23 protein-coding genes and 7 pseudogenes are annotated in these 26416 nt (G+C 68.5%); 16 read left to right on the top strand and 14 right to left on the bottom strand.

Translation table 11 applies throughout. The annotated features are described in order from the left end of the window. The first annotated feature begins 104 nt into the window (after positions 1 to 104). From AB0Q96_RS36650 to AB0Q96_RS36640, 3 genes are all read left to right on the top strand, one after another. Positions 105 to 683, top strand: a complete 579-nt coding sequence (locus AB0Q96_RS36650) for a non-oxidative hydroxyarylic acid decarboxylases subunit B (RefSeq protein WP_365333242.1) — start codon at positions 105 to 107, stop codon at positions 681 to 683. 68 nt (positions 684 to 751) lie between these two features. After that, positions 752 to 2236 (top strand): UbiD family decarboxylase, encoded by a 1485-nt coding sequence (locus AB0Q96_RS36645; RefSeq protein ID WP_365333233.1) that lies wholly within the window; start codon positions 752 to 754, stop codon positions 2234 to 2236. 13 nt (positions 2237 to 2249) lie between these two features. Next, positions 2250 to 2927, top strand: coding sequence for an SAM-dependent methyltransferase (locus tag AB0Q96_RS36640; RefSeq protein ID WP_365333231.1), 678 nt, complete (start codon positions 2250 to 2252; stop codon positions 2925 to 2927). Here AB0Q96_RS36640 and AB0Q96_RS36635 read toward each other — a convergent pair. Together AB0Q96_RS36635 and AB0Q96_RS36630 are read right to left on the bottom strand one after the other, a co-directional pair. Then, a pseudogene (locus AB0Q96_RS36635) lies at positions 2815 to 3186 on the bottom strand (TrmO family methyltransferase); the annotation flags it as partial. The gene AB0Q96_RS36640 and the pseudogene AB0Q96_RS36635 overlap by 113 nt on opposite strands. Positions 3187 to 3286: 100 nt before the next feature. Beyond that, on the bottom strand, positions 3287 to 3772 hold the full coding sequence (locus AB0Q96_RS36630; protein WP_365333229.1) for a hypothetical protein: 486 nt from the start codon (positions 3770 to 3772) through the stop codon (positions 3287 to 3289). Positions 3773 to 3934: 162 nt separating this feature from the next. Between AB0Q96_RS36630 and AB0Q96_RS36625 the strand changes: the two genes are divergently transcribed. The 7 genes and pseudogenes from AB0Q96_RS36625 to AB0Q96_RS36595 all read left to right on the top strand — a co-directional run. After that, a complete protein-coding gene (locus tag AB0Q96_RS36625; protein ID WP_365333228.1) occupies positions 3935 to 5086 on the top strand; it encodes a HEAT repeat domain-containing protein in 1152 nt (383 codons plus the stop codon). A gap of 251 nt (positions 5087 to 5337) precedes the next feature. Continuing rightward, entirely contained in the window at positions 5338 to 5805 is a 468-nt protein-coding gene (locus AB0Q96_RS36620; protein ID WP_365333227.1) for an SUKH-3 domain-containing protein, read from the top strand. A gap of 159 nt (positions 5806 to 5964) precedes the next feature. Then, the gene (locus AB0Q96_RS36615) at positions 5965 to 6837 is read left to right on the top strand and encodes a barstar family protein (RefSeq protein WP_365333225.1); all 873 of its coding nucleotides are present in this window, start codon (positions 5965 to 5967) and stop codon (positions 6835 to 6837) included. 465 nt (positions 6838 to 7302) lie between these two features. Continuing rightward, the gene (locus tag AB0Q96_RS36610) at positions 7303 to 7836 is read left to right on the top strand and encodes a DUF4240 domain-containing protein (protein WP_365333223.1); all 534 of its coding nucleotides are present in this window, start codon (positions 7303 to 7305) and stop codon (positions 7834 to 7836) included. Positions 7837 to 7925: 89 nt separating this feature from the next. Beyond that, positions 7926 to 8330, top strand: a complete 405-nt coding sequence (locus AB0Q96_RS36605; RefSeq protein ID WP_365333222.1) for a hypothetical protein — start codon at positions 7926 to 7928, stop codon at positions 8328 to 8330. A gap of 202 nt (positions 8331 to 8532) precedes the next feature. Next, positions 8533 to 9072 carry a hypothetical protein gene (locus AB0Q96_RS36600; protein WP_365333220.1) on the top strand — a complete coding sequence of 180 codons (540 nt, stop codon included), beginning with the start codon at positions 8533 to 8535 and terminating at the stop codon, positions 9070 to 9072. Positions 9073 to 9190: 118 nt separating this feature from the next. Beyond that, positions 9191 to 9941 (top strand): annotated as a pseudogene (locus AB0Q96_RS36595) (IS30 family transposase); the annotation flags it as partial. On the opposite strand, the gene AB0Q96_RS36590 reads toward AB0Q96_RS36595, so the two are convergent. From AB0Q96_RS36590 to AB0Q96_RS36575, 4 genes are all read right to left on the bottom strand, one after another. After that, positions 9916 to 10503 carry a hypothetical protein gene (locus AB0Q96_RS36590; RefSeq protein WP_365333218.1) on the bottom strand — a complete coding sequence of 196 codons (588 nt, stop codon included), beginning with the start codon at positions 10501 to 10503 and terminating at the stop codon, positions 9916 to 9918. The pseudogene AB0Q96_RS36595 and the gene AB0Q96_RS36590 sit on opposite strands and share 26 nt — an antisense overlap. A gap of 96 nt (positions 10504 to 10599) precedes the next feature. After that, entirely contained in the window at positions 10600 to 11736 is a 1137-nt protein-coding gene (locus tag AB0Q96_RS36585) for a barstar family protein (protein ID WP_365333216.1), read from the bottom strand. Positions 11737 to 11911: 175 nt separating this feature from the next. Beyond that, positions 11912 to 12307 carry a tyrosine protein phosphatase gene (locus AB0Q96_RS36580; RefSeq protein WP_365333214.1) on the bottom strand — a complete coding sequence of 132 codons (396 nt, stop codon included), beginning with the start codon at positions 12305 to 12307 and terminating at the stop codon, positions 11912 to 11914. A gap of 285 nt (positions 12308 to 12592) precedes the next feature. After that, positions 12593 to 13300: a hypothetical protein gene (locus AB0Q96_RS36575; protein ID WP_365333212.1), complete on the bottom strand. Its 708-nt coding sequence runs from the start codon at positions 13298 to 13300 to the stop codon at positions 12593 to 12595. Between the two features lie 849 nt (positions 13301 to 14149). Between AB0Q96_RS36575 and AB0Q96_RS36570 the strand changes: the two genes are divergently transcribed. After that, positions 14150 to 14335: a hypothetical protein gene (locus tag AB0Q96_RS36570; protein WP_365333210.1), complete on the top strand. Its 186-nt coding sequence runs from the start codon at positions 14150 to 14152 to the stop codon at positions 14333 to 14335. Then, positions 14335 to 15330: an MvdC/MvdD family ATP grasp protein gene (locus tag AB0Q96_RS36565; protein WP_365333208.1), complete on the top strand. Its 996-nt coding sequence runs from the start codon at positions 14335 to 14337 to the stop codon at positions 15328 to 15330. Before AB0Q96_RS36570 ends, AB0Q96_RS36565 begins: the two co-directional genes overlap by 1 nt. Here the strand turns inward: AB0Q96_RS36565 and AB0Q96_RS36560 are convergent. The 4 genes and pseudogenes from AB0Q96_RS36560 to AB0Q96_RS36545 form a co-directional block, all read right to left on the bottom strand. Next, positions 15311 to 15691: an ATP-binding cassette domain-containing protein gene (locus AB0Q96_RS36560; protein ID WP_365333206.1), complete on the bottom strand. Its 381-nt coding sequence runs from the start codon at positions 15689 to 15691 to the stop codon at positions 15311 to 15313. The two genes, AB0Q96_RS36565 and AB0Q96_RS36560, sit on opposite strands and share 20 nt — an antisense overlap. Positions 15692 to 15780: 89 nt before the next feature. Continuing rightward, a pseudogene (locus AB0Q96_RS36555) lies at positions 15781 to 16170 on the bottom strand (ATP-binding cassette domain-containing protein); the annotation flags it as partial. A gap of 1233 nt (positions 16171 to 17403) precedes the next feature. Then, positions 17404 to 17505 (bottom strand): annotated as a pseudogene (locus AB0Q96_RS36550) (IS5/IS1182 family transposase); the annotation flags it as partial. 159 nt (positions 17506 to 17664) lie between these two features. After that, a complete protein-coding gene (locus AB0Q96_RS36545; RefSeq protein ID WP_365333204.1) occupies positions 17665 to 18462 on the bottom strand; it encodes a hypothetical protein in 798 nt (265 codons plus the stop codon). Between the two features lie 1516 nt (positions 18463 to 19978). On the opposite strand from AB0Q96_RS36545, the gene AB0Q96_RS36540 reads away from it, so the two are divergent. After that, positions 19979 to 21124: a hypothetical protein gene (locus tag AB0Q96_RS36540; protein ID WP_365333202.1), complete on the top strand. Its 1146-nt coding sequence runs from the start codon at positions 19979 to 19981 to the stop codon at positions 21122 to 21124. 178 nt (positions 21125 to 21302) lie between these two features. Here AB0Q96_RS36540 and AB0Q96_RS36535 read toward each other — a convergent pair. The 3 genes and pseudogenes from AB0Q96_RS36535 to AB0Q96_RS36525 all read right to left on the bottom strand — a co-directional run. Beyond that, positions 21303 to 21560: pseudogene (locus AB0Q96_RS36535) on the bottom strand (peptide-binding protein); the annotation flags it as partial. A 185-nt stretch (positions 21561 to 21745) separates the two neighbouring features. Continuing rightward, positions 21746 to 21964: a hypothetical protein gene (locus AB0Q96_RS36530; protein ID WP_365333200.1), complete on the bottom strand. Its 219-nt coding sequence runs from the start codon at positions 21962 to 21964 to the stop codon at positions 21746 to 21748. Between the two features lie 111 nt (positions 21965 to 22075). Then, positions 22076 to 22246 (bottom strand): annotated as a pseudogene (locus AB0Q96_RS36525) (ATP-binding protein); the annotation flags it as partial. Positions 22247 to 22756: 510 nt separating this feature from the next. Here AB0Q96_RS36525 and AB0Q96_RS36520 point away from each other — a divergent pair. Next, positions 22757 to 24544: pseudogene (locus tag AB0Q96_RS36520) on the top strand (reverse transcriptase domain-containing protein). Positions 24545 to 24859: 315 nt separating this feature from the next. Here AB0Q96_RS36520 and AB0Q96_RS36515 read toward each other — a convergent pair. After that, entirely contained in the window at positions 24860 to 25105 is a 246-nt protein-coding gene (locus AB0Q96_RS36515; protein WP_365333199.1) for a hypothetical protein, read from the bottom strand. A 62-nt stretch (positions 25106 to 25167) separates the two neighbouring features. Here AB0Q96_RS36515 and AB0Q96_RS36510 point away from each other — a divergent pair, with 62 nt between their 5' ends. After that, on the top strand, positions 25168 to 25413 hold the full coding sequence (locus AB0Q96_RS36510; RefSeq protein WP_365333197.1) for a hypothetical protein: 246 nt from the start codon (positions 25168 to 25170) through the stop codon (positions 25411 to 25413). After that, on the top strand, positions 25410 to 26381 hold the full coding sequence (locus tag AB0Q96_RS36505; RefSeq protein ID WP_365333195.1) for a class I SAM-dependent methyltransferase: 972 nt from the start codon (positions 25410 to 25412) through the stop codon (positions 26379 to 26381). Before AB0Q96_RS36510 ends, AB0Q96_RS36505 begins: the two co-directional genes overlap by 4 nt. Positions 26382 to 26416 lie beyond the last annotated feature (35 nt).

Genomic DNA, 26416 nt, shown 5'->3' with positions numbered 1-26416 from the left:
CGAAACCGACGGGGATCGACCGGACCGGCAGGACCCTCGTCATGACCGAAAAGCACCATGCCTCTGAGCAGGCGGCCCACGCCGCTCACCTTGGGACGCCGCGCCTGCGCATCGTCGTGGGCATGACCGGTGCGACAGGCGCCGTCCTCGGCCTGCGGCTGCTGGAACGCCTGTCGGAAGACTCCGGCGTCGAGACGCACCTGGTCCTCAGCCGTTGGGCGCGCGCCACCATCGAGCTGGAGACCGGCCGGTCGGCACGGGATGTGGCCGAACTCGCCGACGTCGTGCACCACTCCGAGGACCAGGGCGCTCCGATCTCCTCCGGCTCATTCCGTACCGACGCCATGGTGATCGTTCCCTGCAGCATGAAGACCTTGGCAGGCATCCGCGCCGGCTACGCCGAGGGACTCGTGCAACGCGCGGCCGACGTCGTGCTGAAGGAGAACCGGACGCTGGTGCTGGTGCCCAGGGAGACCCCGCTCAGCGAGATCCACCTGGAGAACATGCTCACCCTCGCGCGCATGGGGGTCCGGATCGTTCCGCCGATGCCGGCCTTCTACAACCACCCGCGCGACGTCGACGACATCGTCGAGCACATCGTCGCGCGGATCCTCGACCAACTCGGTCTCCAGGCGCCCTTCGCGCGCCGCTGGAGCGGTATGCGGGCTGCACGCACCGCCTGACCGACCCCACCGCCCTCCGCACACGAACCTCGCCGCCCGTGAGCGGCGGAAGAAAGCGACCCGGCACCATGAATCAGTCCGATCCCGCCCTGGACTTTCGCGCCTTCCTCACCCGGCTCCTCGCAGACGAGGACGCCGTGGCCATCGCCCAGACCGTCGACCCGCACCTGGAGGTCGGCGCGATCACCCGCCGCGCCTACGAGACACAGGCCCCCGCCCCCCTCTTCACCGCCCTCAGCGGAACCGCCCCGGGCTTCCGTATCCTCGGGGCACCCGCCGGACTGAACCGCGACCCCCGCACCCGGTACGGCCGACTCGCCACACACCTGGGCCTGCCCCGTACCGCGGACCCGCGCACGATCCTGGAACACCTGGTCGCTGCCATGAGCGCCCCGCCCCTGGCACCGGTCGTCGTCCCCGACGGACCCTGCCAGCAGAACGTCCGCACCGGAGACGCCGTCGACCTGGAGACGCTCCCGGTGCCCCTCCTGCACCAGGAGGACGGCGGACGCTACCTCGGCACCTACGGCTTTCATGTCGTACGGAGCCCGGATGGCACCTGGACCAGCTGGTCGGTCGCCCGCACGATGCTGCACGACCGTCAGACCCTTGTCGGCCCGGCCATGCCCCAGCAGCACATCGGCATGATCCGCGAGATGTGGCGGCGGCGCGGCGAGCGCACCCCCTGGGCCATGGTGCTGGGCGCCCCGCCCGCCGCCCTGGCCGCGGCCGGGATGCCGCTGCCGGACGGTGTCAGCGAGGACGGCTACGTCGGAGCCCTCACCGGTAGCCCCGTCGAGGTCGTGCGCGCCCGCACCAACGACCTGCTCGTCCCAGCCCACTCCGAGATCGTCCTGGAGGGATACATCGACGACGACGCGACGGCGCTCGAGGGCCCGATGGGTGAGTACCACGGGTACGCGTTCCCGGAAGGGAAGCAGCAGCCAGTCTTCCGCGTGGAGGCGGTCACCTGGCGCGACGAACCGGTCCTGCCCGTCTGCGTCGCCGGACTCCCTCCCGAGGAGAACCACACCATCTGGGGCACGATGATCTCCGCGGCGGCGCTCGACCTGCTCCGCACCGCCGGCCTGCCGATCGACCTGACCTGGTGCTCCTACGAAGCCGCCACCTGCTGGATCGTCGTCAGCGTCGACCGGGAACGGTGGAGGCGGCTCGCGCTTACGCGCCGAGAGCTGATCGACCGGGTGGCGGAGGTGCTGTTCGCCTCCCACGTCGGCTGGCTGGTCCCCAAGGTGATCCTGGTCGACGACGACATCGACATCACCGACATCGACCAAGTGGTGTGGGCGATGGCCACCCGCTGCCACCCGGAAGCAGGCCACCACTCCTTCCCCGACGCGCCGGGCATCCCGATGGTCCCGTACCTCACCCCGGACGAGGTCCGCGCGGGGAAGGGCGGCAAGTCCCTCACCGACTGCCTCCTCCCCCACGACTTCCGCGGCACCACCGCGTCCTTCCGCGGCTCCTACCCGCCGGCGCTCCAGCAGCACGTCCTCGACAACTGGACCCGCTACGGCTATCGCCACGACTGAGAGTCCGGTACGGATGGCGGTGGCCGCGGCCCTTCTGCTCGCGGACCTGCGCCCGCCCGCTGTTCGCCGACGTCCGCGACACAGCCGCCCTGCGACCGGCGCCTACGGTCACCTCGACCGCACCGAGGCTTTCGGTGTGCTCGCCCACGGGCTCCTGGAGTGGATGGACGATGCCACGGCCACCACGGTCATGAACACCCTGCGCGAACGCTTCCCCGCCTGCAGCGCCCTGTCCCTCACCCACGCCGCCACCGAAACGGCCCCCGAGGTCATGGAGCAGTTCGCCAGCCTGTACGCCGAGACGGACATCCTCTACCGGCCCCGCACCCTCGAACAGATCGTGACCCTCCTCTGCCCCTGGGAACTGCTGCCTCCGTGCATCGTGACAACCGCTGCAGGGCGCCGACAAGACGCACTGCCCCAGGCGCTCGCCGCGGGCAGGAGGCGGCCGCGGTCCATGCCGCCCGCCAACCACTCCCATGACTACGCCGCCGTCATCACCGCCCCGACGAGCAGTGCGGGCCCGTCAGCGAACGGCGCCATGCAGAACGGCGACGATGCGCCGCCGGCGGGCAGGCGCGTTCGTCGGCGGGAGCCCAGTAGTGGCCGCCGAGCATCTCCCGGAGCCACGCCGGCTCACGAACGGGCCCGCGGGGGCCCATCTCCTGGAAGTAGGGGGCCAGGTCGATGACCGGGGTCCCGTCGACCGCGTCGAGATCGGTGACGACCAGGTCCCGGCCGCGGACCTCCAGGAGCCGCGGGAAGCTGATGGCGAGCTGGTTGGGGCGCCGTGGGTTACGGTGCACTAACGCGCCCTGTTGTACAGGTAGCCGAGCAGTTGCTCGTCGTCGCCGATGCCGAGGTGCTCGCGGGCCTGCGGCACCTCCGGGTAGGGGCCGCCGAACCAGGCAGCGGCCCAGCCGCGCGCGTAGAAAGGACCGCTCCGCCACTGCGAGTAGGAATCGGTTGAAGCTGGGAGAGTCAGGTGGCTGCCCGACTGAGACGGATCTCGCGAACAAAGCAAGGCGGGTTGTCGCACATGAACGGTGATCAGCGGGGCGGGAAGGAAGCCAGAGCGAGGTCCCACTGGTCAGCCGCGTGAACCAGCGCCGCAGCGTCCACACTTACCTCCACGACGTACTGGTAGATGTCAGCTCCGCCATCACCCTGTTGCCACGGCGGTGCCGCCTCCAAAGACAGATGAATGCGAATCACCGCGGTCCCGCCCTCGCTTCGATTGGCGAGGCTGAAAGCCACGACCGGCTCGATGAACCAGGTGTCCGGCAACAGCTCACCTTCGGCATCAGGTTCGGTGACGCCCACCGTCCCCGCGGCCACCGCGCGCAGCCACGTGGACACCTGGCGGGCCTCATCGGTGAGCAGACACGGATCGGCGAAGGACCAGCTGCCTTCGGGAGTCATCACCGTGCCGTCAATGACCAGCCAGTTGTCGTCGTACGAGTCGCCCCGGACGGTGGCGAACTGATAGCGCACTGGTAGGAGGGCGACACTGCTGGAGAGATCGTTCAGGAGCACTGGGTCAGGATGTCATGCGCTGGCCAGCCGGACGGACTACGCCGTCCAGCCCATGATGGTGCTCGTAACAACTGCCGGAGTAATGCCGAGATGATCTGGCACCCGACTGGCCGCGAGGAAAATCCGTTGGCTGTCGGTGTTCCCTGCTGGAACGATCCTGGGGTGACCGACCACCGTGACGCCGTCCTCCGCCTGTGGGGTCGCCAGCTCTACGAGCGTCAGGGCGAGCCACTCGCCTGGGCGGAGGCGGTCCTGGAGGCCACCGGTCGCCCGCCGACCGCCGTCACCGCGGCGATGTCCGGCCGACTCGACGCCGTCGCTGATTCCCCATCGGACCGCGCATGGCTGCTGTTCCGTACGGTCGCCAAGCTGGCCGCGAACCTGCGGGGCGACGGCCGCTACGACGCGGACGTCGGCACCCGAATCGGCCCACTGGCCCTGTCGTTGGGCGAGCTCGAACCATCGCTCGCCGGCCCGCTCGGGGACGCACTCGGCCACCCGCCGGACGGGCCGACATCCCTCGTCACCGTCCACGCCGCCGAGCTGAGCAGGAACCGCACGACCGGGATGCGGGCGATCGACGCCCTGCTGGAGTGGGCCGAGCTCGGCCATCCGCAAGCCCTGGCGGCCCTGTCCGAGATCGCCTCCGACCACCGGACGCAGGATGTCACCGTCTGGACCAAGGCACTCAACCGGATAGCCCTGTTCGGAGACGCGACCGTCGAACCGGGCCTCCTGCGCGCGCTCGCCGACACCGGGCACCGTGGGGTGCGGTGGTCGGCGCTCGCCTGTGCCGAACTCGGCTTGCGACGGGCCGTTCCGCTGATCACCGCCCTGCTGGACCATCCCGATCCGATGGTCCGCGAGGGTGCCTGCGAGGCGCTCGGCCTCTTTGAGGAACCGGCTGCCGTGCCCGCCCTGACAGCCCGGCTGAACGACGAGACCGACTGGGTACGCAGCAGGGCTGCTCTGGCGCTCGGCCAGATCGGCGGCGATCGGGCGCTCGCTGTGCTCTGGCAGGCCATGATGGAACGCCGGAATCCGAAGGCCAATTATCTCGCCTCAGCGATCGCTGCCTCCGGCCCGCCGGTGGTGGACGACCTGATCGCCCTCACCACCGATCCGGACCCGGACCTCAGGGCACTGGCCTGCCGCGCGCTCGGCTCCACCGCCGACGACCGGGCTCTGCCGGCACTGGAACGCCTCGCCGCCCACGACCTCGCCAGAACCACCCTCGGTGGCCTCGTGGCAACCGCCGCCAAGCAGGGACTGCGGACCGCGCACCGCATTCGCGCGCGCACCGCATCGACCTGAGCTCGACGCTCGTCTCGACTGACGTTCATCCTGAACCCCGGGCCACGTGGCACGAGGAGACCAAGGCGTGTTCTCACTGCTCGGCAACGTTTGCCGGGCTGCTGACCCTCGCGCGTTCTTTGAACACTTCGACAACCGTTCCTGGTTTCCAGGTTCTGGCTCGCTTTCCGTGAAGCGGTCACACACTGTTCAGCGACTTCGGCCACTGAGATGATCACTACTCACCCATAACTGAGGAGTCGGGGCCCCAGATGAGTAGCTGGTCGCCAGAGGTAGATGAGGTGTTGGAGGCCTCGGGATGGACGCCTGGACGGAAGGTAGACACGGCTCGTTGGCGATCCATGTTCGAAGCGGTCGGCCTCGCCATGCACGACGCTGCGGACGCCTTCCTGCAAGAGTTCGGCGGTTTGGCTGTGAACGTCAGCGGGCCAGGGATCAGCTGTGCACGCACGCCGTTCGAGCTGGACCCCGAGCTGGCCTGGGGCGAGGATGACCGATTCACGGAGTGGGGCGAAGCGATCGGGCGCCATCTTTACCCGCTCGGCGAGCTGGACCACGGCCGGTTCTTCCTTGGCATCGATGAAGCGGGCGTGATTTATCTCGTCGAGACCTGGGTTGCCAGCTTCGGACAGATGCCTCACGCCATGGAGAGCTTGGTTCTCGGGGTGGCTCCTCGCCGAATCGATGAGGGGTACGAGCCAGCGGGACAGCCGTCCTGACGCGTCGGTCACCTGTAGAGCAGTACTCGCTTTCGCAGGAGTAGGAATCCGGCTCGGCCGAACATCTGCTGGCTTTGTAGGTGAGAGTTTCGGCCCTTGACTACCCCGCGTGGCCGCACCACAAGAAGTGGGCCAGAGTTCGCATCGTAGGGTCGGAACATGTCGACCGAAGACCTCCCGGCCTCCACGGCCAAGCACTGGCAGGACTGCACGGACGTGTACGACTTCCTGGAGCAGATCCGTCTCCGGCCCAGTGCGTGGCTGTCCGGCGGCTCACTTCGCGATCTGCAGTCCATGCTGATGGGCTACCAGGTAGCCCTCGGCGTGCACTCCATCAATGAGCTCTGCGACTTCTGGCACGGAGGAGCCTTCAGTCAGTGGCTCGGAACACGCCTCGGCGGCACCAGCCCGCTCGGTTGGGCAGCAGACATCGAGCGCAACACCCCTGGGGACTCAACTCCCGTCGACGAATTCTTCCGTCTCCTCGACGCCTACCGAAGCGACGCGTCACACGCTTCGGCACAGGCCACCGCGACTCGGCTCCCCGGTATCGAGTACATGATCAACAGCTTCGTCACCCTCTTCTGGCGCAAGCGTCTCCTCACACAGGCGACCGAACGTCTCGAAGATTGCGGCTTCCACGTGATCCGCCTGGAAGCCGGCCAATGGAGCACGGAGCGAGACATGCACCGCGCAATGGCTGCGGCTCTGGACTTTCCCGACTACTACGGGCACAACCTGGACGCGCTCAACGACTGCCTCGGCGACGTGGCCTGCTACGGCGGCTACGACGACGCTCCCGACGGCGCCGGACTGGCCCTCGCCTTCAGCGACTACGACCGGTTTACGACGACCTGCCCCAGGGCGGCGCAGGTCGTCCTGGACATCATCGCCGACCAGGCCCGGCAGGCGACCGTACTGCGCCGCCGTCTGATCTGCCTGGTCCAGAGCAACGACCCGCAGATCCGATTCGAGCCCGTCGGCGCCATGCCCGTCATGTGGAACAGCGAAGAATGGGCGGACAGCAAGTGAGGCTGAGCGCATGGCATCCGAGGGAGATGATTATTGTGAACGCGGTGGTCAGCGGTGGCCGTGGATCGCCAAGCGGCGGTGACGCATCCTTCCTCCCAGCACCACCATCCCTCAGCCTCGCCTTGCTCCAAGAGCTTCCGAAACCCGTGGCAGGTCCGCATCGGGCGGGACATCGCGAGCCACCATCCTGAATTGCTCGATCCCCTCGGCCGGTGGTGCCGAGGCGGTGGTGGGTCTCCAGCACGGTCTGACAGGCGGCAGCTGAACCACCGTCCTTCAGCACGATCAACCTGAGTGTGCAGTGCTCCCCGGACCGTCTCTCCGGCCCACGCTTGCAAGCTCTCGGCACAAGCCGTTGGTCCACAACGTCGTATAGGAGTTCGCGACGTCGGCACGGTAGCCGCGTCCCCTGACCGTCACTGTCCCTGGAGGTCGATGTCAGTACGTGATGGCATGCTCGCGGCCATGGACAGGGAGCAGTTCTGGATATTGATCGAGGAAGCCCGCGAGCCGGCGCTCGACACCAAGGACGCCTCCGGCATCGCCGACTGCGCCTCCGACCTGCTTGCCAGCCGCTCGTCACCAGAGATCACCGCAGCACAGCAGATCCTCTGGGATCTCATGGCCGACTCCTACCAAAATCCGCTGTGGGCCGCCGCCTACGTTCTCAACGGCGGGTGCTCGGACGATGGCTTCGACTACTTCGGCGGCTGGCTGATCGCGCAAGGCCGCACGGTATTCGAGCGAGCCGTTGCTGACCCGGACACGCTTGCCGTACTCCCTGACGTCCGCGCTGCCGCGCCTGAAGGAATCTTCGGCTGTGAAGAGATGCTGAGCATCGCCTGGAACGCCCACCAGAAGGCCACCGGCCAGGAACTTCCCGCCGACGCCTTCACCATCCGGCACCCGGACCTGGACCCTGCCTGGGACTTCGATTTTGACGATCTTGAAGAGATGGCTCGCAGGCTCCCCGCCTTGACCGCGCTGTATTCGTACTGACAGCAGTCGGCAACATCCCGTGCTCCCGACAGAGCCAGCCTGAGCTGACCCACCGCAACCGCTACTCAAGTCCTACCCGGAAGGCCATCATGAGCTGGGACGTGATCCTCCTACGCCTGCCCGACGACGTCACCTCGGTGCAAGAGATCCCCGCCGACTACACCCCGGACCCGCTCGGCCGGCGAGACGACGTTCTCGCGGCTGTCACCCAGGCCGTTCCCGATGTTGATCTCTCGGACCCCGCGTGGGGTGAAATTTCCAGCCCCACGTGGTCCATCGAGCTCAACATCGGCTCGGAAGACCCGGTGGACTCCGTCATGCTCCACATTCGGGGCTCCGGAGACGACGTGCTGACGCCCGTCCTCCGTCTTGCCGATGCTCTGCGGTGCAAGGCGCTCGACTGCGCCGAAGGGGACCTGATCAATCCAGGGCAGACATCGGGCTGGCACGCTTTCCAGCAGTTCCGCGATCGAGTGGTTGGGACCTCTCAGTGAGGCAGCGGGCCGTACACGCTGCCCACGCACGCCGAGCAGATCACCAGCGCTACCACTAGGACTTCTGTTTTCAAGCAGTCCACGTGCCCGGCGACACCAGATGGACACCCGAAGTCTCTGGGCGCGGGGAGATCGATAACCTGTGCAGCCTTGCAGGCAGCTGAAAGATCAAGGTGAGGCGGTGTGGAGGGTGGGCGTCTGGGTGGTTGTCGACGAAGCTGACCGAGTTCAGTGGGAGATGTTCCCCGGCGAGGGTGTCGGGCCGCTACGGTTCGGCCTTTCGCACGACGAAGTGGCAAAAGAAGTCGCAGACGTGTTGAGCCCTCTCTCCACTCGTGGCGGCTACGGCAGCCCCGTGGTGAGCTCGGAATTCGCTCTCGTCGGTGCACACGTCGCGCCGGCTGTGACGGCCTATTACGACGCCGGCCGCCTGGCTTGCGTGGCCGTGAACGCACTTCGCGGCCCACAGGTCACATTGGATGGGCTTCGGCTCGTCGGTCGCGTCCCGTCCAGACTTGAGGAAGCCTTCGCCGAGTACACGTCCAAGAACGGCCACGACCTGCGGTACTCCCAGCATGCGGATCCAGGCTCCGAGACGCTCGGCCTTGTCCTCCGCGCCCAGCGTGCCGGGGACGTCGTCCTGAGCCGGCCGGTGTTGGTCGCCTCCATCTGGGCCGAGCGCTGCTGTGATGTCACCGAAGGCTGCATCCCCGCTGAAGAGTGGCGAGACCGCGTGTGGTGATGGGGACGTGGGCAGCTGGTGGGTGTCTGGTGCTGGGAAACGATCTACGGCCAAGTGGGAAGCGATCTTCAACCGGTGTCCTCGGCCCCTGATCAGGCACACTCGTGAACAGCCCGACTTCATCCAGCACCACCTCGAACGCCGTTGGAGTCCCGAGCAGATCTGCCAGGTTCTGAAGGCACGCCCCGGTCAGCCGGAGATGCACGTGACCCACGAGACCATCTACCAGGCTCTCTACGTCCAAGGCCGCGGAGACCTCCGCCGGGAACTGACCCGGGGCCTGCGGACCGGACGCTCCCGCCGGCCCCCCCACCGCAACTCCGCCAAGCGTCAGCCCTGCAGGTCGCCCAACATGGTGATGATCAGCGAACGTCCGGCAGAAGTCGCCGACCGAGCGGTCCCCGGCCATTGGGAGGGCGACCTGATCATCGGCAAGGGGCACAAGTCCGCGATCGGGACCCTGGTCGAACGCTCCAGCCGCTTCGTTGCCCTGGTCCACCTGCCCGACGGCCGCATGCCCGCCCAGATGCGAGACGCGCTCATACGCACCGTCTCGCCACTGCCCACCCCCGCTCAGGCGCTCGCTCACCTGGGACCAGGGCTCCGAGATGCGTCTCCACAAGCAGTTCAGCACCGCGACGGACATGCCCGTCTACTTCTGCGACCCCCGCAGTCCCTGGCAGCGCGGCTCGAACGAGAACACCAACGGCCTTCTGCGGCAACACTGCCCCAAGGTCACCAACCTGGCCGCTCACACCCCCGAGGACCTGGCGGCCGTCGCCGCCGAGCTGAACAGCCGGCCACGCAAAGCGCTCGGCTGGGAAACCCCAGCCGAGCGTCTCGCTAAGCTCCTGGCCACAGCCAGTTGATCACTGTGTTGCTACGACCCCTGGAATCCGCCCGTTGGGGCGGGCCATCGTGCTTACAGGGCGTCGGCGAGTTCTTCGATCCGGTCGGCGAGGTCCTGGGCGGGGCGCAGGACGCGGCTGTGGCCGGTTTCTTCGGCGGCGTCGACTTCGAGTCGGCGGACGGCCGCCCGCAGGGCCTCGTGGCGCAGGGGGCGTCCTGTGGCCGCGCGGGGGGACGGTGGGGACGTCCGCGGGTCTCGGCTTCCAGGGCCCAGTGGTCGGCGTCGCGGAGTTCGCCTCGGGACAGGTGGTAGAGGTGGAGACACTTGGCGGCGACGCCGTTGCCGGCGCCGGCCGCGAAGCCCCACCAGAACCTGGCTCCTTCGAGTTCGTCGGCGAGGAAGAGCAGGGAGGCGAAGAGCATCGCTCCGTCGTCGTCGGTGCCTTCGTGGACGAGCTGGGCGACGTGTTCGGCGGCGTCGCCCTGCCGCAGGAGGTGCGCGGAGAGGGGGAACAGGCGGCGGTCGGCCTGTTCGTGGACGGTGGGGAAGATGCCGACGGGGGCGGGGCGGGCGCCGAACATCTTGGTCGAGGTGACGTCGCGGACGATGTCGCGTTTGAGGTCAGCGAGGTCCTCGTCGTGAACGGGTCCGGCGGGTATCCGGCCCCCGCCTGCGGCTCACCGGAGCACGACCGTGACGCCGCACCGTTCAAGCAGCCGTACGATGTCCTCGAAGTAGGAGAGACCATCCTCCAGATCCTCCACGACGTCCGCCAGCGCGCGGCGTGCGACCTCGGAGTCGTGCCAGGTCAAGGTGAAGGGAGGGGCCACTCCGAATCCACCGCTCAGACAGTCCTTGAAGGCGTCCCACTCCCGCCCGTAGTAGCGGCCGGGCCCGAGCAGGGCCTCGGCAATCGCGCAGTGCAGCCCGGGAACGTCCGTGACGAACCGGCCGTCGAGATGGTGCTCACCGCCGGACCGATCCGGCCGGGGCGCGGGCACCCGCCAGGCACGGGTGGCGAGGTCCAACCACGCGGCCCTGCCCTGCGAGTCGTACGGAGCCCACATGTTGGGCTGTGCCGGCGGGCCCTGATACCACTCCGCCCAGATCGGGCGGGCCGCCAACGATGGCCGATCGTCTCCACCATCGGTGAGGGTGATATCGACGAGCGTGCCTCCGAGCACGGACGGTCGCGCTCCAGTGACGGCCAGGCCCACGGCGCGGGAGGCCATCACGACACCATGGCGATCCAGCACCAGGAGGTAAGCCCAGTCCCGCTCCGACCGACGAGGGCGCCGCAGCGCCGCGAGTAGGGGCTCCGCAGGCTCGCAGCCGATCAGCTCCATCGGTACGGGCGCCGGATCCACTCGCGCCTTGAACAGGCCGTCCACGCCAGAGCAGCGGCCTGCGCTTGCCGCAGCGGTCGTCGTTCCGGCGAAAAGATCGAAGCGCGGAGCCGTAGGCAGTTCGAAGAAGCTCTCCTCGCTCCTGACGCCGGCGCCGAGCACGATGTCGTGCCGTGCTGGGTCGTCCGGGTGGGGCTGATGAGCCACCACCACCGCATCGACGAGAGTCCACCACTGCACGGGCTTCTCGTCGTCCCAGACCTCGACGCACACGTCGCCCAGACCTCGGAGCGAGACGTCAGGCTCGGCCAGGACTTCGCTCAGGAGACCGTCGGAGCGGCATCCACGGAGGGTGAGAACCTCCCGTGACGGCGGGAGGGGGTCGACGAACAACCCTTCAACACCCGCGCACCTCCCCCAGAGCTGTTCCACGCCGTCTTCGTCCTCCTGAACCAGGAGGTACTTCACCGGAAAGCCCCGGTCCCACCTGGCGTGATCTGCGATACGCACCCAACCCCCGAACATGCGAGCAACCTTCGCGCCCACGATACGGACCCGCCTGGCCCGCGGAAGACGGAGGACAGTTCCTCGCCCTCGGTCAGTTCTCGGCGGGTCCTGTGTCGATCATCATCCGCCGACAAGATCATGGAGCTTTGCGCAGTTGCATCGTCCACTCGCGCTGCTCAGCGGTGTCGGGGACGGCGAGCCCGCGAGCGCGTTCGATCAGGTTCCAGGAGATGTCAGGACCGATGCCGCCGAGAATGAGGAGTGCGGCGGCAAGGAGGGACGAGCGTCCGATGCCGGCTCGGCAGTGCGTGACGATGTGTGCGCCTTCGCGGAGTTGTTCGGTGAGCGTGTCCAGGGTGGGAAGGACCGTGGCGAGCTCGGGGACGGTGCGGTCGGTGATGGGGACGGCCACGAACCGCAGCCCGGCCGCGGCAGCTGCCTGCGACTCCTCGGTAAGGCCGAGGTCGTGGAGTTCGGGCCTGGTGAGTGCGCAGACCAAGATGTCGACGCCAGAGCGTCTCAGCGCGGTCATCTCGTCTTCGAGCCAGTCGCCGCCACGGGTTCGGCGCGGAGTTCGCTCGGTGTCTGGCCGGCCGGCGCGGCCACTTCGGCGAGGCGCTCGCGGAGGCGATCAAGTGCACTCTGGCCGTCGTCGACGGCGGCGCGTTCCTGGTCGGTGAATGCGGCGTCGAGTTCGGCACGGAACTCGCCTTCGAGGCCGCCTCGTACGCCGTCGATGGATGCTGAGATCTTCGCGGGCGCGGTCCGGCGCCGCCGTGGCAGCCGTCCTTCAGGGGGTGTGCTGCGCGTATTCCGGTCAGTCCACGCCGCTTCGTGCGGCCAGGCCGCGGAGGTCCGCAGAGGTGGGTCCGGAGCCCAGGAGGCTGACGATCAATGACCTGGTGGCGGGTCGGGCGTGCGTCTCCTGCGGGGCGAGGCGCTCTGCGGTCAGAAGGGCGTTCAGGCAGTCGGTGCGGCGGCCGAGACGGTCGCAGGTGAGGGCGATGTCGCCGAGGGCGCGGGAGCGGCGTTCGAGGCTGGGGAGTGCTTCCAGCGGGATCGCGGAGGCGGCGGCGAGCGCGGTGAGGGGGTCTCCGGCGTGGTTCTCGGCGCTGATCCGGTGGAGCTGGACGGTGACGGGGGTGAAGGCGCCGCCGGGGTCGCCGTGCACAGGGGTGTCGCCGAGCTCGCTGGCGATGGCGGCGGCTTCGTCGGTCAGTGCGCGCATACCGTCCCGGTCGCCCCGGCGCGCGAGGGTGTACGACGCATTCTGGATCAGGCGGCCGCGGGCGGCGGTTCCGGCGCGTCCCGCTGTGCGGAGACTGGGGAGGTCGGCGGCGGCCAGGGCGATCGAGAGGGCATCGTGATGCCAGCCGCTCTTCCTGGCGAGGACGGCCGACTGACCGGCCGCTTCGGCAATGGTGAGGGCGTTGCCTCCGGTCTCCGCGAAGTGGCGGGCGCGGTCGGCGGCCAGCCACCCCAGCTGGATCGCGTCCAGCTTCACGAGCGTGCGGGTGACCAGCACGTATGCCCTGGCGAGGAGCGTGCAGTGGTCGGTGGCGGTGGTGAGAGCGCGGGCGGTGTGGATGAGGCGGGGCAGCCGAATGGCGAGGGCGGTGTAGCGGCAGGCGTCGAAGTCGGCGCGTGCGTGGGTGAGGTGCGCGGCGAGGGCGCCGGTGCAGGCGGGCTCGTGGGGGCGGGGACGGGGCCGAGTAGGGCGGCCCGGACGCGGGTGACGATCAGTTCCCCGAGCAACGCCTCGCTGGGTGGTGCTGCTCCGGCTGCGGTGAGCCGGGACGGGGCGGCCGTGACGGCCAGGCCCGCGAGCAGCAGCTTCCGTGGCCGCAAAGGGTCGTCACCGTCCTCTCGTTCGATGGCTCTCAGCCTAGGGGCTGGTATCAGCGCCTGGGCGGGAAACGCTCCGCCCATCTGGGGAAGTTGAGGGTCCGGGGCGGCTACGGACGGGGTGCGGGTGGCGCGGCGTGGGCTGAAGCCGAGGGCGGTGTCCGTGTCGGCGCCGAAGACGGCGCGCAGGGCTGCGCGGATGTCGGCGCGGGGCCAGCGGATGACGCCGCGTTCGAGGCGGGAGACGGTCTGGGCGTCGAATCCGGGGGCGGCAGGCCGGCCGTGGCCGGTGAGCCAGGTGCGGACCTTCTCGGCGGTCTGGTCCTGGGTCCAGTCGTGGCTGGCGCGGGCGTGGCGTAAGGCGTCGTTGGCGTTCAACTCGTCCCTCTGATCGGTCATCGGACGGGGGCTGATCCAGTGGGGCGGGGTGCGTAATCTGCCTACCTAGTCTGCCGTTCTCCCCCGGGCCGGGGCGTTGGATTCTGGAGGCGTCGGCAACCGCCGCGACCGGCTCCGGAGGAGGACCACCATGTTCGCGCTCAGGCGCTCCGCGCCCTACCCGTTCGAGGACGGGCCGCTACTCAGTGGCGTCAGCCTCAACCCGCAGACACAGATGTCCGAGCTGGGCGGGGTTCCGCTCCTGGACACCAACGCCCAGGCCCTGGCGGCCACCGCGCACACGACCACCGCGATCAACACGGAGGACACCGACTGATGATCCTGCTCCTCACCCGTTCCCTCGACCCGACCGCCGACATGGTGATCCGGGCCCTGGGTGAGGCGGGAACCCCCGTGGTCCGGCTGGACCCGGGGGACCTCCCGCATTCCGTCGAGATGAGCGGACGGTTCGAGCAGGGGAAGTGGCGCGGCCGGCTGAAGACCGGGCACCGAGAGGTGGACCTGGCCGAGGTGACGGCCGTCTACAACCGGCGCCCGAACCCCCCGCAGGCCGGCGCGCCGGGGATGCGGCCCGAGGATGCCCAGTGGGCGTCGAACGAGTGCTACGAGGGCTTCTACGGCGTGCTCTACTCCCTGGACGCACTGTGGCTCAACCGGCCCGACCTCAACCGGACCGCGAGCCTCAAACCCCTCCAGCTCACCGTCGCCCACTCCAGCGGCCTGCGCGTTCCCACCACCCTCATCACGAACTCCCCCGATGACGCCCGCGAGTTCGTCACAGAAGAGCGGTCCGTGGTCAAAACGTTGCGGGGCGTGCCGCAGCGGGACGCGGACGGCGCTCCGGGCCGTCCCCTGATCGTCTACACCTGGGAGGTCCCGCCAGGCGAGGTGGACGACACGGTCGCGCAGGCGGTGTGCCAGTTCCAGCGGCTGATCGTGCCGCGGTTCGAGGTACGGATCATCGTGGTCGGTGAGCAGGTGTTCGGCGCGCGGATCAACTCCCCGTCGGGCCGGGAGGGCGAGGTCACGGACTGGCGGGCCTACCAGCACACCGACCGGATCTCCTACACCCGGATCGACGTACCGGACACCATCCACGACGGCGTCCTCGCCTACCTGGCCTCCTTCGGGCTGCTGTACGGGGACTTCGACTTCATGGTCGACGCGGACGGGCAGTGGTGGTTCCTGGAGTCGAACCCGAACGGTCAGTTCGCGTTCGTCGAGTACGGGACCGGCTACCCGATCGCGCGCGCGGTCGCCGACCTGCTCACCAAGGGCACCGCCGGGCACGTCACGAACCGTTCCCGGTGACCGGCAGCGGCCGGGGCGCCGCCGCCCCGGCCGCCGGCCGGTCGGTGCGCAGCATCAGCATTTCCCGGAACGCCCCCTCGGTCTCGGGGAGTTCGTCCCAGGTGCCGTGCTGGATCACCTGGCCGCGGTCCAGGACGTAGATCCGGTCCGCGATGCGGGTGTTCTCCAGGTTGTGGGTCACCAGCACCACGGCGGCGCCGTCGGCGGCGTCCCGCAGGCGCTGGAAGACGGCGTGCTCGCCGCGCGGGTCCATGTCGGACGTCGGCTCGTCCAGGACCAGCAGGCCGGAGCCGCGGTGCAGGGCCCGGGCGAGCGCGATCCGCTGCCACTGTCCCGACGACAGTGCCTGGCCTCCCCACATCTCCTTCGCCAGCAGCGTGTCCAGACCGGACCGCAGCCGGGTGATGACTTCGCCGCCCGCCACACCGCCGCGTCCCCGTCCCTGTCGGGCTGTCCCAGCGTGATGTTCTCCCGCACCGGCATAGGCCACCGCGCGAACTCCTGCGGAACGACCCCGCACAGCCGCCACAGCGCCTCGGCGTCGTACTCGTCCACCGGCACGCCGTCCCAGCATGCGTTGCCGCCGGTCGGCAGGTTCAGCCCGCACAGGAGCTTCATCAGGGTGGACTTCCCCGACCCGTTCTCGCCGACCACCGCGACCACCTCCCCGGCGCGCACCTCGAAGTCGACCCCGCGCAGGGTGTCCTCGAGGGCCCCCGGATACCGGTACACCACCTCCTCCAGGCTGATCCGTCCCGGCCGCCGCGGTTCGCGCCGGCCCCGGGTCCGGTCCACCCGCTGCTCGTCCGCGGCCTTCACGAAGCGGTCCCAGTCGTCCATGAAGAAGCCGGACAGCATCAGGGCGCTGCCCTGGGTGACCAGGCTCTGCACCGCGAACCCGGCCTCCCGCAACGCGAGGACCGCCGTCCCTGCCACCGCCGTGCTGACCCGGCCGGTGACCACCAGGCCCAGCAGCGCCGCCCACAGCACCCCGGTCCCTGCCCCCGACACCAGCGCGCCGACCACACCGACCCGCAGCCGCGCCGCCACCGCCCGGTCCGTCGTGGCCCGCACCCGCAGCCCGGCCCGCCGGTACTGCTCCAGCAGCACCGGTGCCACCGTGTCCGTGCGGACCTGGTCCGCCTGGTCCCGACCTACCAGCCACCACCGCAGCACGTACAGCACCCGCCGATCCCGCGACATGTCCGCCATCGACACGTAGGTGATCCGCTCCGCCCGCAGCGCCGTCCATACCCTGGGCACCGCGCTCGCCGCCAGCAGCACCAGCAGCAGCGGATACAGCGTCGCCACCACGGCCGCGGCCGCCGCCAGCCCCGCCACCGCCGATACCACGTGCTGCGCCTGCCCGAGCGCGGCCTGCGCCTCCTCCACCCCGCGCTCGGCCTGCTCGTACCGGTCCGCGAAGCCCGGATCGTCGTAGACCGCCATCTCCGTCCGCGAACCGGCGCGCATCAGCCGCAGCCCGGCTTCCTGGTAGACCCGCGGCTCCAGGCGCTGCACCAGCCCCTGGGCCGCCAAGGACAGCAGTGCCCGCGCGCCGGCCGCACCGGCGAGCACCAGGACTGCGGGCACCGCCCTCGACACCTGGGACGGGTCCGACGCCGCCGCCACCACGGTGGTGAGCGCGGACGCGGTCGCCAGCAGCCCCAGCGCGGCCAGCAGCCCGGAAGCCGCCTGGCACACCAGCAGCGCCACGGTGCCGCGCCGGTCCACGCCCCACGCCAGGACGAACACCCGCACCACCAGAGCCGGCAGCCGGCGCCGCATCCGCCGCGGCGTCATCACCTCGACCGCGTCCGCCCGGTCGGCCGTCGGATGAACGAAATGCATCTCCTCCCGGCCCGCCGCGTCCACTCCGGCTCGCGCGCCGTGTTCTGCGTCCACAACGACTCCTCCTCCAGCACGGCCCTGACAGCCGGTGCCGACCTTTGGAGGCTACGACTCCTCGCACGGACCGGTGTGCGGAACGTGATGATCGTGATGCGCGCCCTTGTTCGAGGTGCCGGCGTGGTGCGTGGCTTCGGGTACCGCACTGCGGGACGCATCATGGTTCCCCGAGACGAACGCGCGCCGTCCTGGTCTGTTCGCCCTGGGGCGGCGCACCCGGACCTCGGTACTGTCCGATCTCGGTCGCACGCCTTCGTCCGCAGCGTAGACGGGGGTGAACCGGTGCCGCCCGGGCCCGACGCACTCGTCTCCGCTCGCGCGGAGATGGCGCCTGACGACCGCCCCGCGCCGCCCGGGCCCGCCCTATCCTCGCAGCGGGCCCTTCGCGTGCGCGCCCCAGAACCTCGACGCCGGTGGCCTGTCGGGCTATACGCCGGCGGTCTTGGTGGGGTCGAGGAGCTGGCCGGGTCGGGGCGGGGTGGCGTCGACGGGCTGGTCGAAGTCGCTGAAGTACAGGTCGCCGTCGTCAATGCCGCCGGTGGTGATGACGCGCAGGGGGTAGGGCTTGCCCTTCTTGGCGACGTGGATGGTGGTGACCTCGTCGCTGCCGGCCTCGCGCTCGTAGACGACGGCGACGGGCTGGCCGTTCTCGGTGATGTCGGCGCCGCGCTTGACGTCGGGGTTGAGGCCGCCGTCGCCGTCGAGGATGTCCGTGAGGCGCGACAGGTCGCAGACGTTGGTGCCCATGGCCTTCGCCATCGCCGGGGTCGCCTTGATCCACTTGCCCTGGAACTTCGCGATCAGGGCGTCGCTTTGGGCGCGGGGCATGGAGTTGCGCTTGGCGCTCGCCAGCGAGTTGCGCCAGAAGCGCTCGTCGCCCTGGAGGTAGACGGTGGGCCCGTTCTTGATGATGTCGAGGGTGCCGAGCTCGCCGGGGGCGAGCTTGCCGACGCAGTTGCCCTTGGTGTCGAGGGCAAGGTTGACGTCGATGCTCTGCCCGTCGGCGTAGATGGTGCCGTTCATCCGCAGGGAGCTGGCCGCCGCGGTGGCGGTGCGGGCCTCGAGCTCGATCTGGGCGGCGGTGAGCCCGGTGAACGGGTCCGTCTGCTTGGACGGGGTGGCGGCGGGCTTGGTGCCGGCGTCGGTGGTGGTGCCACAGCCGGTGGCGGCCGTGATGACGGCGGCGGCCAGAAGAACGGCGGCGGTGGTGCGGTGGTGCTTCACTTGCGGGTTCCCTCCCCAGTTGAACGTGTTCACTCTATGTGGTGCTGGTGGGGCTCTGGCCAGCGGGTTTCCCGTGGCGGGGGAGCGGCATTTCTTGTCGTCGTCGAGCGGAGCACGTCCTTGTGGTGTGCGTGCGGTCTGCTGACTGGCGAATGGCCAGGGACCATCGGAACAACCGGGCAGGCGGCAACCGGCCGAGAGCAAGGTGTTGGTCGAGGCCGCCCTGCCGAACCACGCGCCGAGGGCACCGATCTGTCGTCGGTCACCTGGTACGCGGAGGTCCAGGCCCGGCACGGTCTGGGCGAGCCCGATGCCCCTCGTACGCCGGGCGCCGCCTGATAGCACCGAAGCGCGGCCCGTGGCGCGCTCACGTCGTCCTGCACGAGGTCGCGGAGCGGCAGATCGACGCAATGAGCGACGCCGAGCGCGAGATCCTCGACCAGGTGATCGTCCGGCTCTCCCTCGACCACCGCATCGGCACGCGGGTGGAGGGCAAGCTCGAACGGGAGTACCGCGACGACCGGGTGCGGGTCGTGTACATCCCGACGGCGCTGGGTGTCGTTCGTCGCGACCGCTGGTCAAGCGCTGGAGGCGAAGCAGGCCGCATACGGGGACGCGCGGTTCCTGGATCAGCTCCCGGTGCTTCAGCAGTTGGATGTCACCGAGATCCGCGCCTCCTGGAGCGGAATTTGGGCACACACAGAGTCGTAATACTCCAGCAGCACTCTGCCGCCCGACCTGGGACGCTGCCAGGCGGCTGCAGTACTCGCCTCCCCCATGGCCCGCTAGTAGGCCATGGGGGCGACCTTGAACGGATTCTGCTGGAGTTCGTACCGAGTGGAGCCACGTGTCTTGACATCGTGGCAGATCGGCCCCAACGCCATCATCTGCTCAGGGTTGTCTCGGCCCCCTCGGCGCTCGACCGGGCGTGGTCGAGTTCGAGAAGCCGGCACCTCAGCTGGCGAGTGCTGACCGTCATGACACTTCATCCCCGGCCCCGCACTCTCCCGAGAATTACCCGCGCACCCTCGAAGGTGAGAGTTGGCTCCCGGCTCACGAGAAAATCGGCGCCTTACTGAGCTTTCTCACGGCGGCCTCATGCTGACAGTCACCGAATCACGGAATTCGCGCCGAAGCCCTTCTTTGGCCCCACCAGAGCGGGGTGATTTCTAGAACTCACCCCGTTCTGGTGGGGCCAACCACACCGTCGGAAACAGCCCCCTGACGGCCCCTTTGGGCGTCCCGCGTCCAGCGCGGGCAGGCTGGAGGCCGGATCCGGCAAGATTCGGGGCGGTTCGTTGCCGAATATTCGCAGTGCCCCGGCACCCCGCTCCATGAAAGAGTCCGGGCAGGGGCGGCCTCGCCGCTCCGACCGGAGCTCACCTCGCCGGGGCTCCCCGCACCCGCTCCCGAAGCCCGGACAGGCCCGCGCCCGTCCGTGTCGGGGACGCGGGCACGGCGCGTCCGATCGGGCCGCCGGAGAGCCTCACCGGACGGACCGCCGTCCGGCGCCGTTGTGACCGACTGTCAGCACCGGCCGCGCGCACACCGCGGCTGCGTCCACGAGGAGTTCATCATCACCGCCATACGCAAGACCCTCTCCGCCACCGCAGTCGTCGGCGCGGTCCTGGCGGGCACCGCCGCCTGTGGCACGGCGGAGCAGGTGTCCGCCGGGCAGAGGATCGACCAGGCCTTCGAGAAGCTGGGCAAGGAGAAGGCGCTCTCCTTCGAGCTGGACCTGGACGCGGACGTCGCCACGCTCAAGGAGCTCGACGCCTCCTCGAAGCCCGCGCCCGGCGAGGAGATCCCCGACGAGGTCGCGAAGCTGATCAGCGGTGCGAAGATCAGCTTCACCGTCGAGTCGAAGAAGCCGCTCGCCGAGTCCGGCGAGAAGGACCTCACCGGCACCGCCATGAAGGTCAGCACCCCGTCCGGCGACCTCTTCGAGTACCGCGCGGTCGGCGACTTCACCTACATCCGCTCCGACCTCAAGGCCCTCACACAGGTCATGGGCACGCCCCTGCCGCCCGCCGACGAGCTGCCCCCGGAGGCAGCCGGCCTGAAGAAGGTCATCGAGGGCCAGTGGGTGAAGTTCCGCACCGACGAACTGGCCAAGGCGGGACAGGAGTTCACGCAGGAGCCCGGCACGGAGCCGTCCGGCGCCCCGTCGGCCGCGCCGACCCTGGACGCCGCCACCCAGCAGAAGCTCCTGGAGTCCGTCCGCAAGGTCATCGCCCGCGAGGTCGAGTTCACCACCGCCGACGGCGCGGACGGAGCGGAGCGGATCACCGCGACCGCCCCCGCCCGCACCCTCCTGAAGGAACTCCTCGCCGGGATCCGCCCGCTGGCCAAGGACCTTCCCGCGGGCATGGCGCTGCCCACCGAGAAGGACCTCAAGGACGTCCCCGACGTCAAGGCCAAGGCCGACTTCACCGTCAAGAACGGCGCCCTGACCGAGGTATACGTGGACCTCGCCGCGCTCACGGAGAACGCGAAGGCCAAGAAGTTCGGCCTCAGCCTCAGGACGAGCACCGGCGTCACGCCCGTCGCCCCGGCCGGAGCCACCGCGCTCGACGTCGACGAGCTCATCGGCGGCCTCTTCGGCAGCATGGTCCCCGGCGGCCCCTTCGAGGAGACCGGCTCCACCGAGGGCACCGCCTGACCCTCGACACCCAGGAGCCCCGCGTCCCCGTCCGTCACACGGCCGGGGACGCGGCGCACACCGCGGGCGGCCCGGTCCACGGGGGTGACCGGGCCGCCCGCGCATCCGCCGCCCGACCCCGGTCAAGGCGCGGGATCCGGCCCCTGGTCCCGGCCGGAATCCCGCCCCCCATCCGGCCCTAGATCCAGCTCAGTTCCCACAGCCGCCAGATGCCGCTGCCGTCGGTCAGGTACTTCGAGCCGGCGACCGAGTCCGTGGACAGGACGTGGTCCTTCGTCTGCCGCAGCGGCACCAGCGGCACGTCGGTCGCCACCTCGCTCTGGATCGCTTTGAAGTCGGCAGTCGCCCGCGCGCGGTCCCAGTACTGCTGCGTCGAGGCGATCAGGCTGTCGATGCGCTGGCTGGAGAACCCGCTGTGCAGGATGTTCTCGGTGCCTCTGGCTTCGTTCATCTCTAGCAACAGCGATTGTCGACGCGTTCGGGAGTCGGTTGGTGATCAACAGAGTCGCGAATGTCGACGAGAAGTGACGGCACTGCCTGGGCGGCTGGCCGGCAAGGCGCGCTCTGAGCATGTAGCTGTGTGGTTCGCCCGGTGCTACTGAGACCTGTGAGGCTAGGGGGTCATCGTGATGGCTTCTGCGATCCGAGGAGGATGCCGATCAGTCCGCCAACAGCGGCGCCGAGCCATGGCCCGACATAGGCGAGAGAGGTGACATCGGCGTTCCAAGCGCGGCCGATCATGATGATCAGCCCGAGCAGAATCGACTGCGCGATCAGGTAGAGCAAGATCTTTCGTCGCGCGGTCCAGCCTCGCATGTGCTCTACGAGTTTCTGCCTCATCAAGCCCCCCTGACCATCGGAACGACGTGGACGATGGTAGAGCTCGCAGAGCACAAGCGACGCGTTCCTGCCCTGATCCGCCGGACCCGCAGCCGGTCAGTCGGCCGTATGTCAGCTGGCCTTGACTGGTCCCTCGGCTCGGGCTCGGGTGCTGGCGAGTCGGTAGGAGTCGGTGCCGGTCTCGATGATGGTGCCGTTGAACGTGAGCCGGTCGACGATGGCCGCGCAGAGCCTGGGGTCGGTGAAGGTCTTGGTCCAGCGTGCGCCGTGCGGCGCTTCGTTGTATCCCCGACGCAGTCGGGATGAACTTGGAGGGAGGTTCTTGGGTCGCCGGGCTTACTTGAGCGCGAAAGCGTGAGGGGACAGCAGCATGCTCGGAAAGCGGTGCCCGTCTGGAGGCGTCCAGGGCGGGGTGCCGCAAGACCCGCGCGATATGGCCAAGGCTTGATTGCTTGAAGTTCAATTCCCAGTGGTGCGAGAGACACCCGTCGAAACGACGCCTGAAATTCGACGTCCTGCTATGCCTTGGTCACGGTTGGAGGCCGGGGCAACCTCCATGGTAGGGAACGCCTCTCAGCGAGAGAGGCCAAGGGAATGAGTGGGCGGCCTAAGTCGTGCTCGATACGTACAACGAAGACGTACCACGGGATCGCCTAAGGGGCGCGAGCCCTAAGGCGACGGAGTGCCCGTAGTAGTCGCATGAGTGACGACCTGCCAGGGAGACCGGGAAAGCCGGTCGCAGGGCGAAGGGGCATAGGTGATTGAGACGTCCGGCGATGGGAGGTATGCGTAATGCAGAGCGCCGCAACGGTGCTGGACGTCCTCCGGGAACGCGGCAGGGAAGGCCTACCGCTGGAAAGATTGTATCGGCAATTGTTCAACCCGCAGTTGTTCCTGATGGCCTACGGTCGCATCTACGCCAACAAGGGTGCGATGACGCCTGGGGTCACCGGGGAAACCGTGGACGGCATGTCTCTGGAAAAGATCGACGCTATTATCGGCAAGTTACGCGCCGAGACGTATCGGTGGACTCCAGTGCGGCGGACCTATACCCCGAAGAAGAATGGGAGAAAGCGTCCGCTCGGACCGCCTACGTGGTCGGACAAGCTGGTCGCCGAGGTTGTACGTCTCCTACTGGAGGCGTACTACGACGTCCAGTTTTCACGTCACTCCCACGGATTCCGTCCCGGCCGGGGCTGCCACACCGCACTCAATGAGGTAGTGGAGGTCTGGAAGGGAACACACTGGTTCATCGAAGGAGACATCTCAGACTGCTTTGGCAGCCTGGATCACGAGGTAATGCTCGCGACTCTGGGAGAGAGAATCCATGATGGACGATTCTTGCGGCTGATCCGCCAAATGCTCAAGGCCGGGTATTTGGAGGACTGGCGGTGGAACGCCACGCTCAGCGGTGCGCCGCAGGGCGGCGTGGCTTCGCCGATCCTGTCCAACATCTACCTGGACCGGCTGGATCAGTTTGTTGAACAGCACCTGTTACCGGATTACAACCGGGGCAGGCTACGCCGGCGGAGCCGGGAGTACTGGCGCGTCGAAGCAAGGATTAAACGGGCAGGTCAACGCGGGGACAAGGCCGCAGTACATGCGCTTCGGCAGCAGCTGCGACGCCTCCCCAGTTCCGATCCCGATGATCCGGACTACCGACGACTGCGGTACATCCGGTATGCCGACGACTGGCTGCTCGGTTTCGCAGGGCCAAAGCGAGAAGCCCAGGAGATCAAAGAACGGATGAAGGAGTTCCTGCGTGACGAACTCAGGCTGGAACTCTCAGAATCCAAGACTCTGATCACGCACGCCGCCAGCCAGGCGGCACGCTTCCTCGGATACGAGCTGCGGACCCAGCTTGCCGACACGAAGATCACTCGCGGGCGTCGAGCGGTCAACGGCTGCATTGGCCTATACGTGCCACGGGATGCGATCCGGAAACGGTGCGCATTGTACATGAAGAAGGGAAAACCGGCGTTCCGCGGGGCTCTGATACACGATCAGGACTACTCGATCGTGGCGAAGTACCAAGCGGAGTACCGGGGAGTCGTCCAGTACTACCTTCTGGCCCAAGACGTTGGGCGTCTGGGCCTTCTGCACTGGGTCATGGAAAGCTCCATGCTCAAGACTCTGGCCAGGAAGCATCAGTCCACCGTCACTCGGATGGCTCGCCGACACAAGGCGACCATCCAAACGCCCGACGGACCACGGACGTGTATGCAGGTCATAGTCAAGCGTAGTGACGGAAGGAAGCCGCTGGTCGCTCGTTTCGGCGGGATTCCGCTGAAGCGACAACGCTTTGCTGACCTGGCCGATAAGGCTCCGTAAACGAGATACACCGGCAGCAATGAGCGGATCCACCGGCTCCTGGCGGGGCAGTGCGATATGTGCGAGTCGCGGAATGGTCTGCAAGTTCACCACATCCGCAAAATGGCAGATCTCAATCGACCCGGTCGGCCCGAACCCTCTCCCTGGGTAAGGCTCATGGCGCAGCGTCGGCGCAAGACCCTTGTGGTCTGCCACGACTGCCATTGGGAAATCCACACAGGACGGGCCACAGTCTCAACCCGGAGATGACGTCACTGGAGAGCGGTATGCGTTGAAAGGCGCCCGTACCGTTCGGGAAGGGGCCGTCGGAAAAGGACACCAGCCGGGGGCACCTCGTCGGCGGCCTACTTCACCGCCGAACGACTCGTTCGAGGCGATCGCGCCGCCACGGTGGTCACGCCGGCTCGCCGCGTACAGCTCGACCTTCGACATCCGCGGCATGACCAGCACCTTTCACCAGGAGCATCCCGATGCTGCCCCGGCAAGAACCCCAGTGCCTCCCAAACTCGTCGACATCACCCATCCGTGGAACAGAGCGCCTCCCAAACCCATCGACAAGCGACTTCACAACTGCTCGATAAAGCCAGTGCCTCCGAGCGGCGCGGTGAAGCTGTCGGAGTCCGGGAAGTCGGGGAGCCAGCCGACGGCGTAGACGTCGTAGGCGCGGTTCACGTACGCCTTGTGGAAGTCGGTCCGCTTCCCCTCGGCGGTCTTCACCTCGAAGAGACCGGTCTCCTCCAGCCGCCGCTTGATCTCCTTGGTCTCGGCGGCGTAGACGGCGTCCTTGCGGAAGTCGAAGGTGAACTTCACTGGGGTCTGGAGCCCGGCGTCCTTCAGGATCTTCCTCGCCGTCCCGGCGCTCGGAGCCCTTGGTGCGGGGCATCCCGCCGATCCGGTCCCGCCGCGGGCCGCGCCGCCATCGACCGGCCAAGCTGCCCCGCATCGTCCCGCCGTGCGGAGTGTGCCGGGAGCTCCTGGCCGACCACCTCACCGGCGGGCGGGCCGTCATCGCCTCCGCCCCGGACACCGCCCTGCTCGTCGCGGTCGACGAGCTGCTGCCCCACAAGTACATCGGCACGAAATGGACCACCGCCAACCACCTGGGAGGAACCTCATGACCACCGGCCCCGACTTCCGCACGGCCGAGCTCGACCGGCTCGCCGCGCAGATCATCCCCGCCGAGCACTTCGAGTTCAGCGCCGAGACCGCGCGCGACCGGTTCTTCAAGGACACGGCGATGCTCGACATCAAGCAGCTGGTCCACAACCGCTTCCGCACCAATCCGCTCTCCATGGTCGACCACATGCGCGACAACCTTCAGCTGACGGGCAGCGAGGACCTCCTCGACCTGGGCTGCGGCAACGCGTTCGTCCTGGAGCACCTGCGGCCCTCGCTCGCCGGCGGCAGCATCACCGGCCTCGACAACGCCCCCGCCGTCCTGGACGCCGCCCGCCAGCGAATGCGGGGCACCGCCACCCCGTGCACCTGGATCGAGGGCAGCGCGGACGATCTGTCGATGCTCCGCGACGACTCCTTCGACCGCGTCATGGCGAACTACATGATCCACTACGTGCCCGACCTCGGCGCCTGCTTCCGCGAGGTCCGACGCGTCATGCGGCCCGGCGGCATCTTCCAGCTCACCACCGACCGGCCCGACAGCATGCTGGAGATGTACGAGGTCCACTTCACCGCCCTGACCGCCATGGGCGCCCCCGCCGACCTGCACCGGGCCACGCCCAAGGGCCGGCTCTCCCTCGACAACGGCCGGCCCCAGCTCGCCGGCCACTTCGACACCGTCGAGACCGTCACCTGGCAGGACCAGCTCCGCTTCACCGAACCCGAACCGTTCATGGAGTTCTACCGCGTCGGCCACAACCACTGCTGCGCCTCCTCGGAACCCGACGAGCGCCTCGACGAGGACTTCTTCACCGAGCTGCGCGCAAAGGTCCGCGCCCAGGTCGTCTCGGCGATCGAGAAGCACGGGACTTCGCCGTCACGAAGTTCACGGGTTCCTTCCTGTGCAGCTGACGAGCTGATAGGCGCCCGCCTTGACTACCGTCCGCTATGGCCCGCTCGCCGTTGGTAGCGTCGAGCCGTGCCGTGCCGGACGGTACGGCGCCC

It is taken from the genome of Streptomyces sp. NPDC093111 (genome assembly GCF_040683955.1).
In the GTDB taxonomy this organism is placed as follows: domain Bacteria; phylum Actinomycetota; class Actinomycetes; order Streptomycetales; family Streptomycetaceae; genus Streptomyces.
The sequence above is the reverse complement of the archived record's forward strand: the minus strand, read 5'-3'. Positions and strand labels throughout refer to the sequence as shown.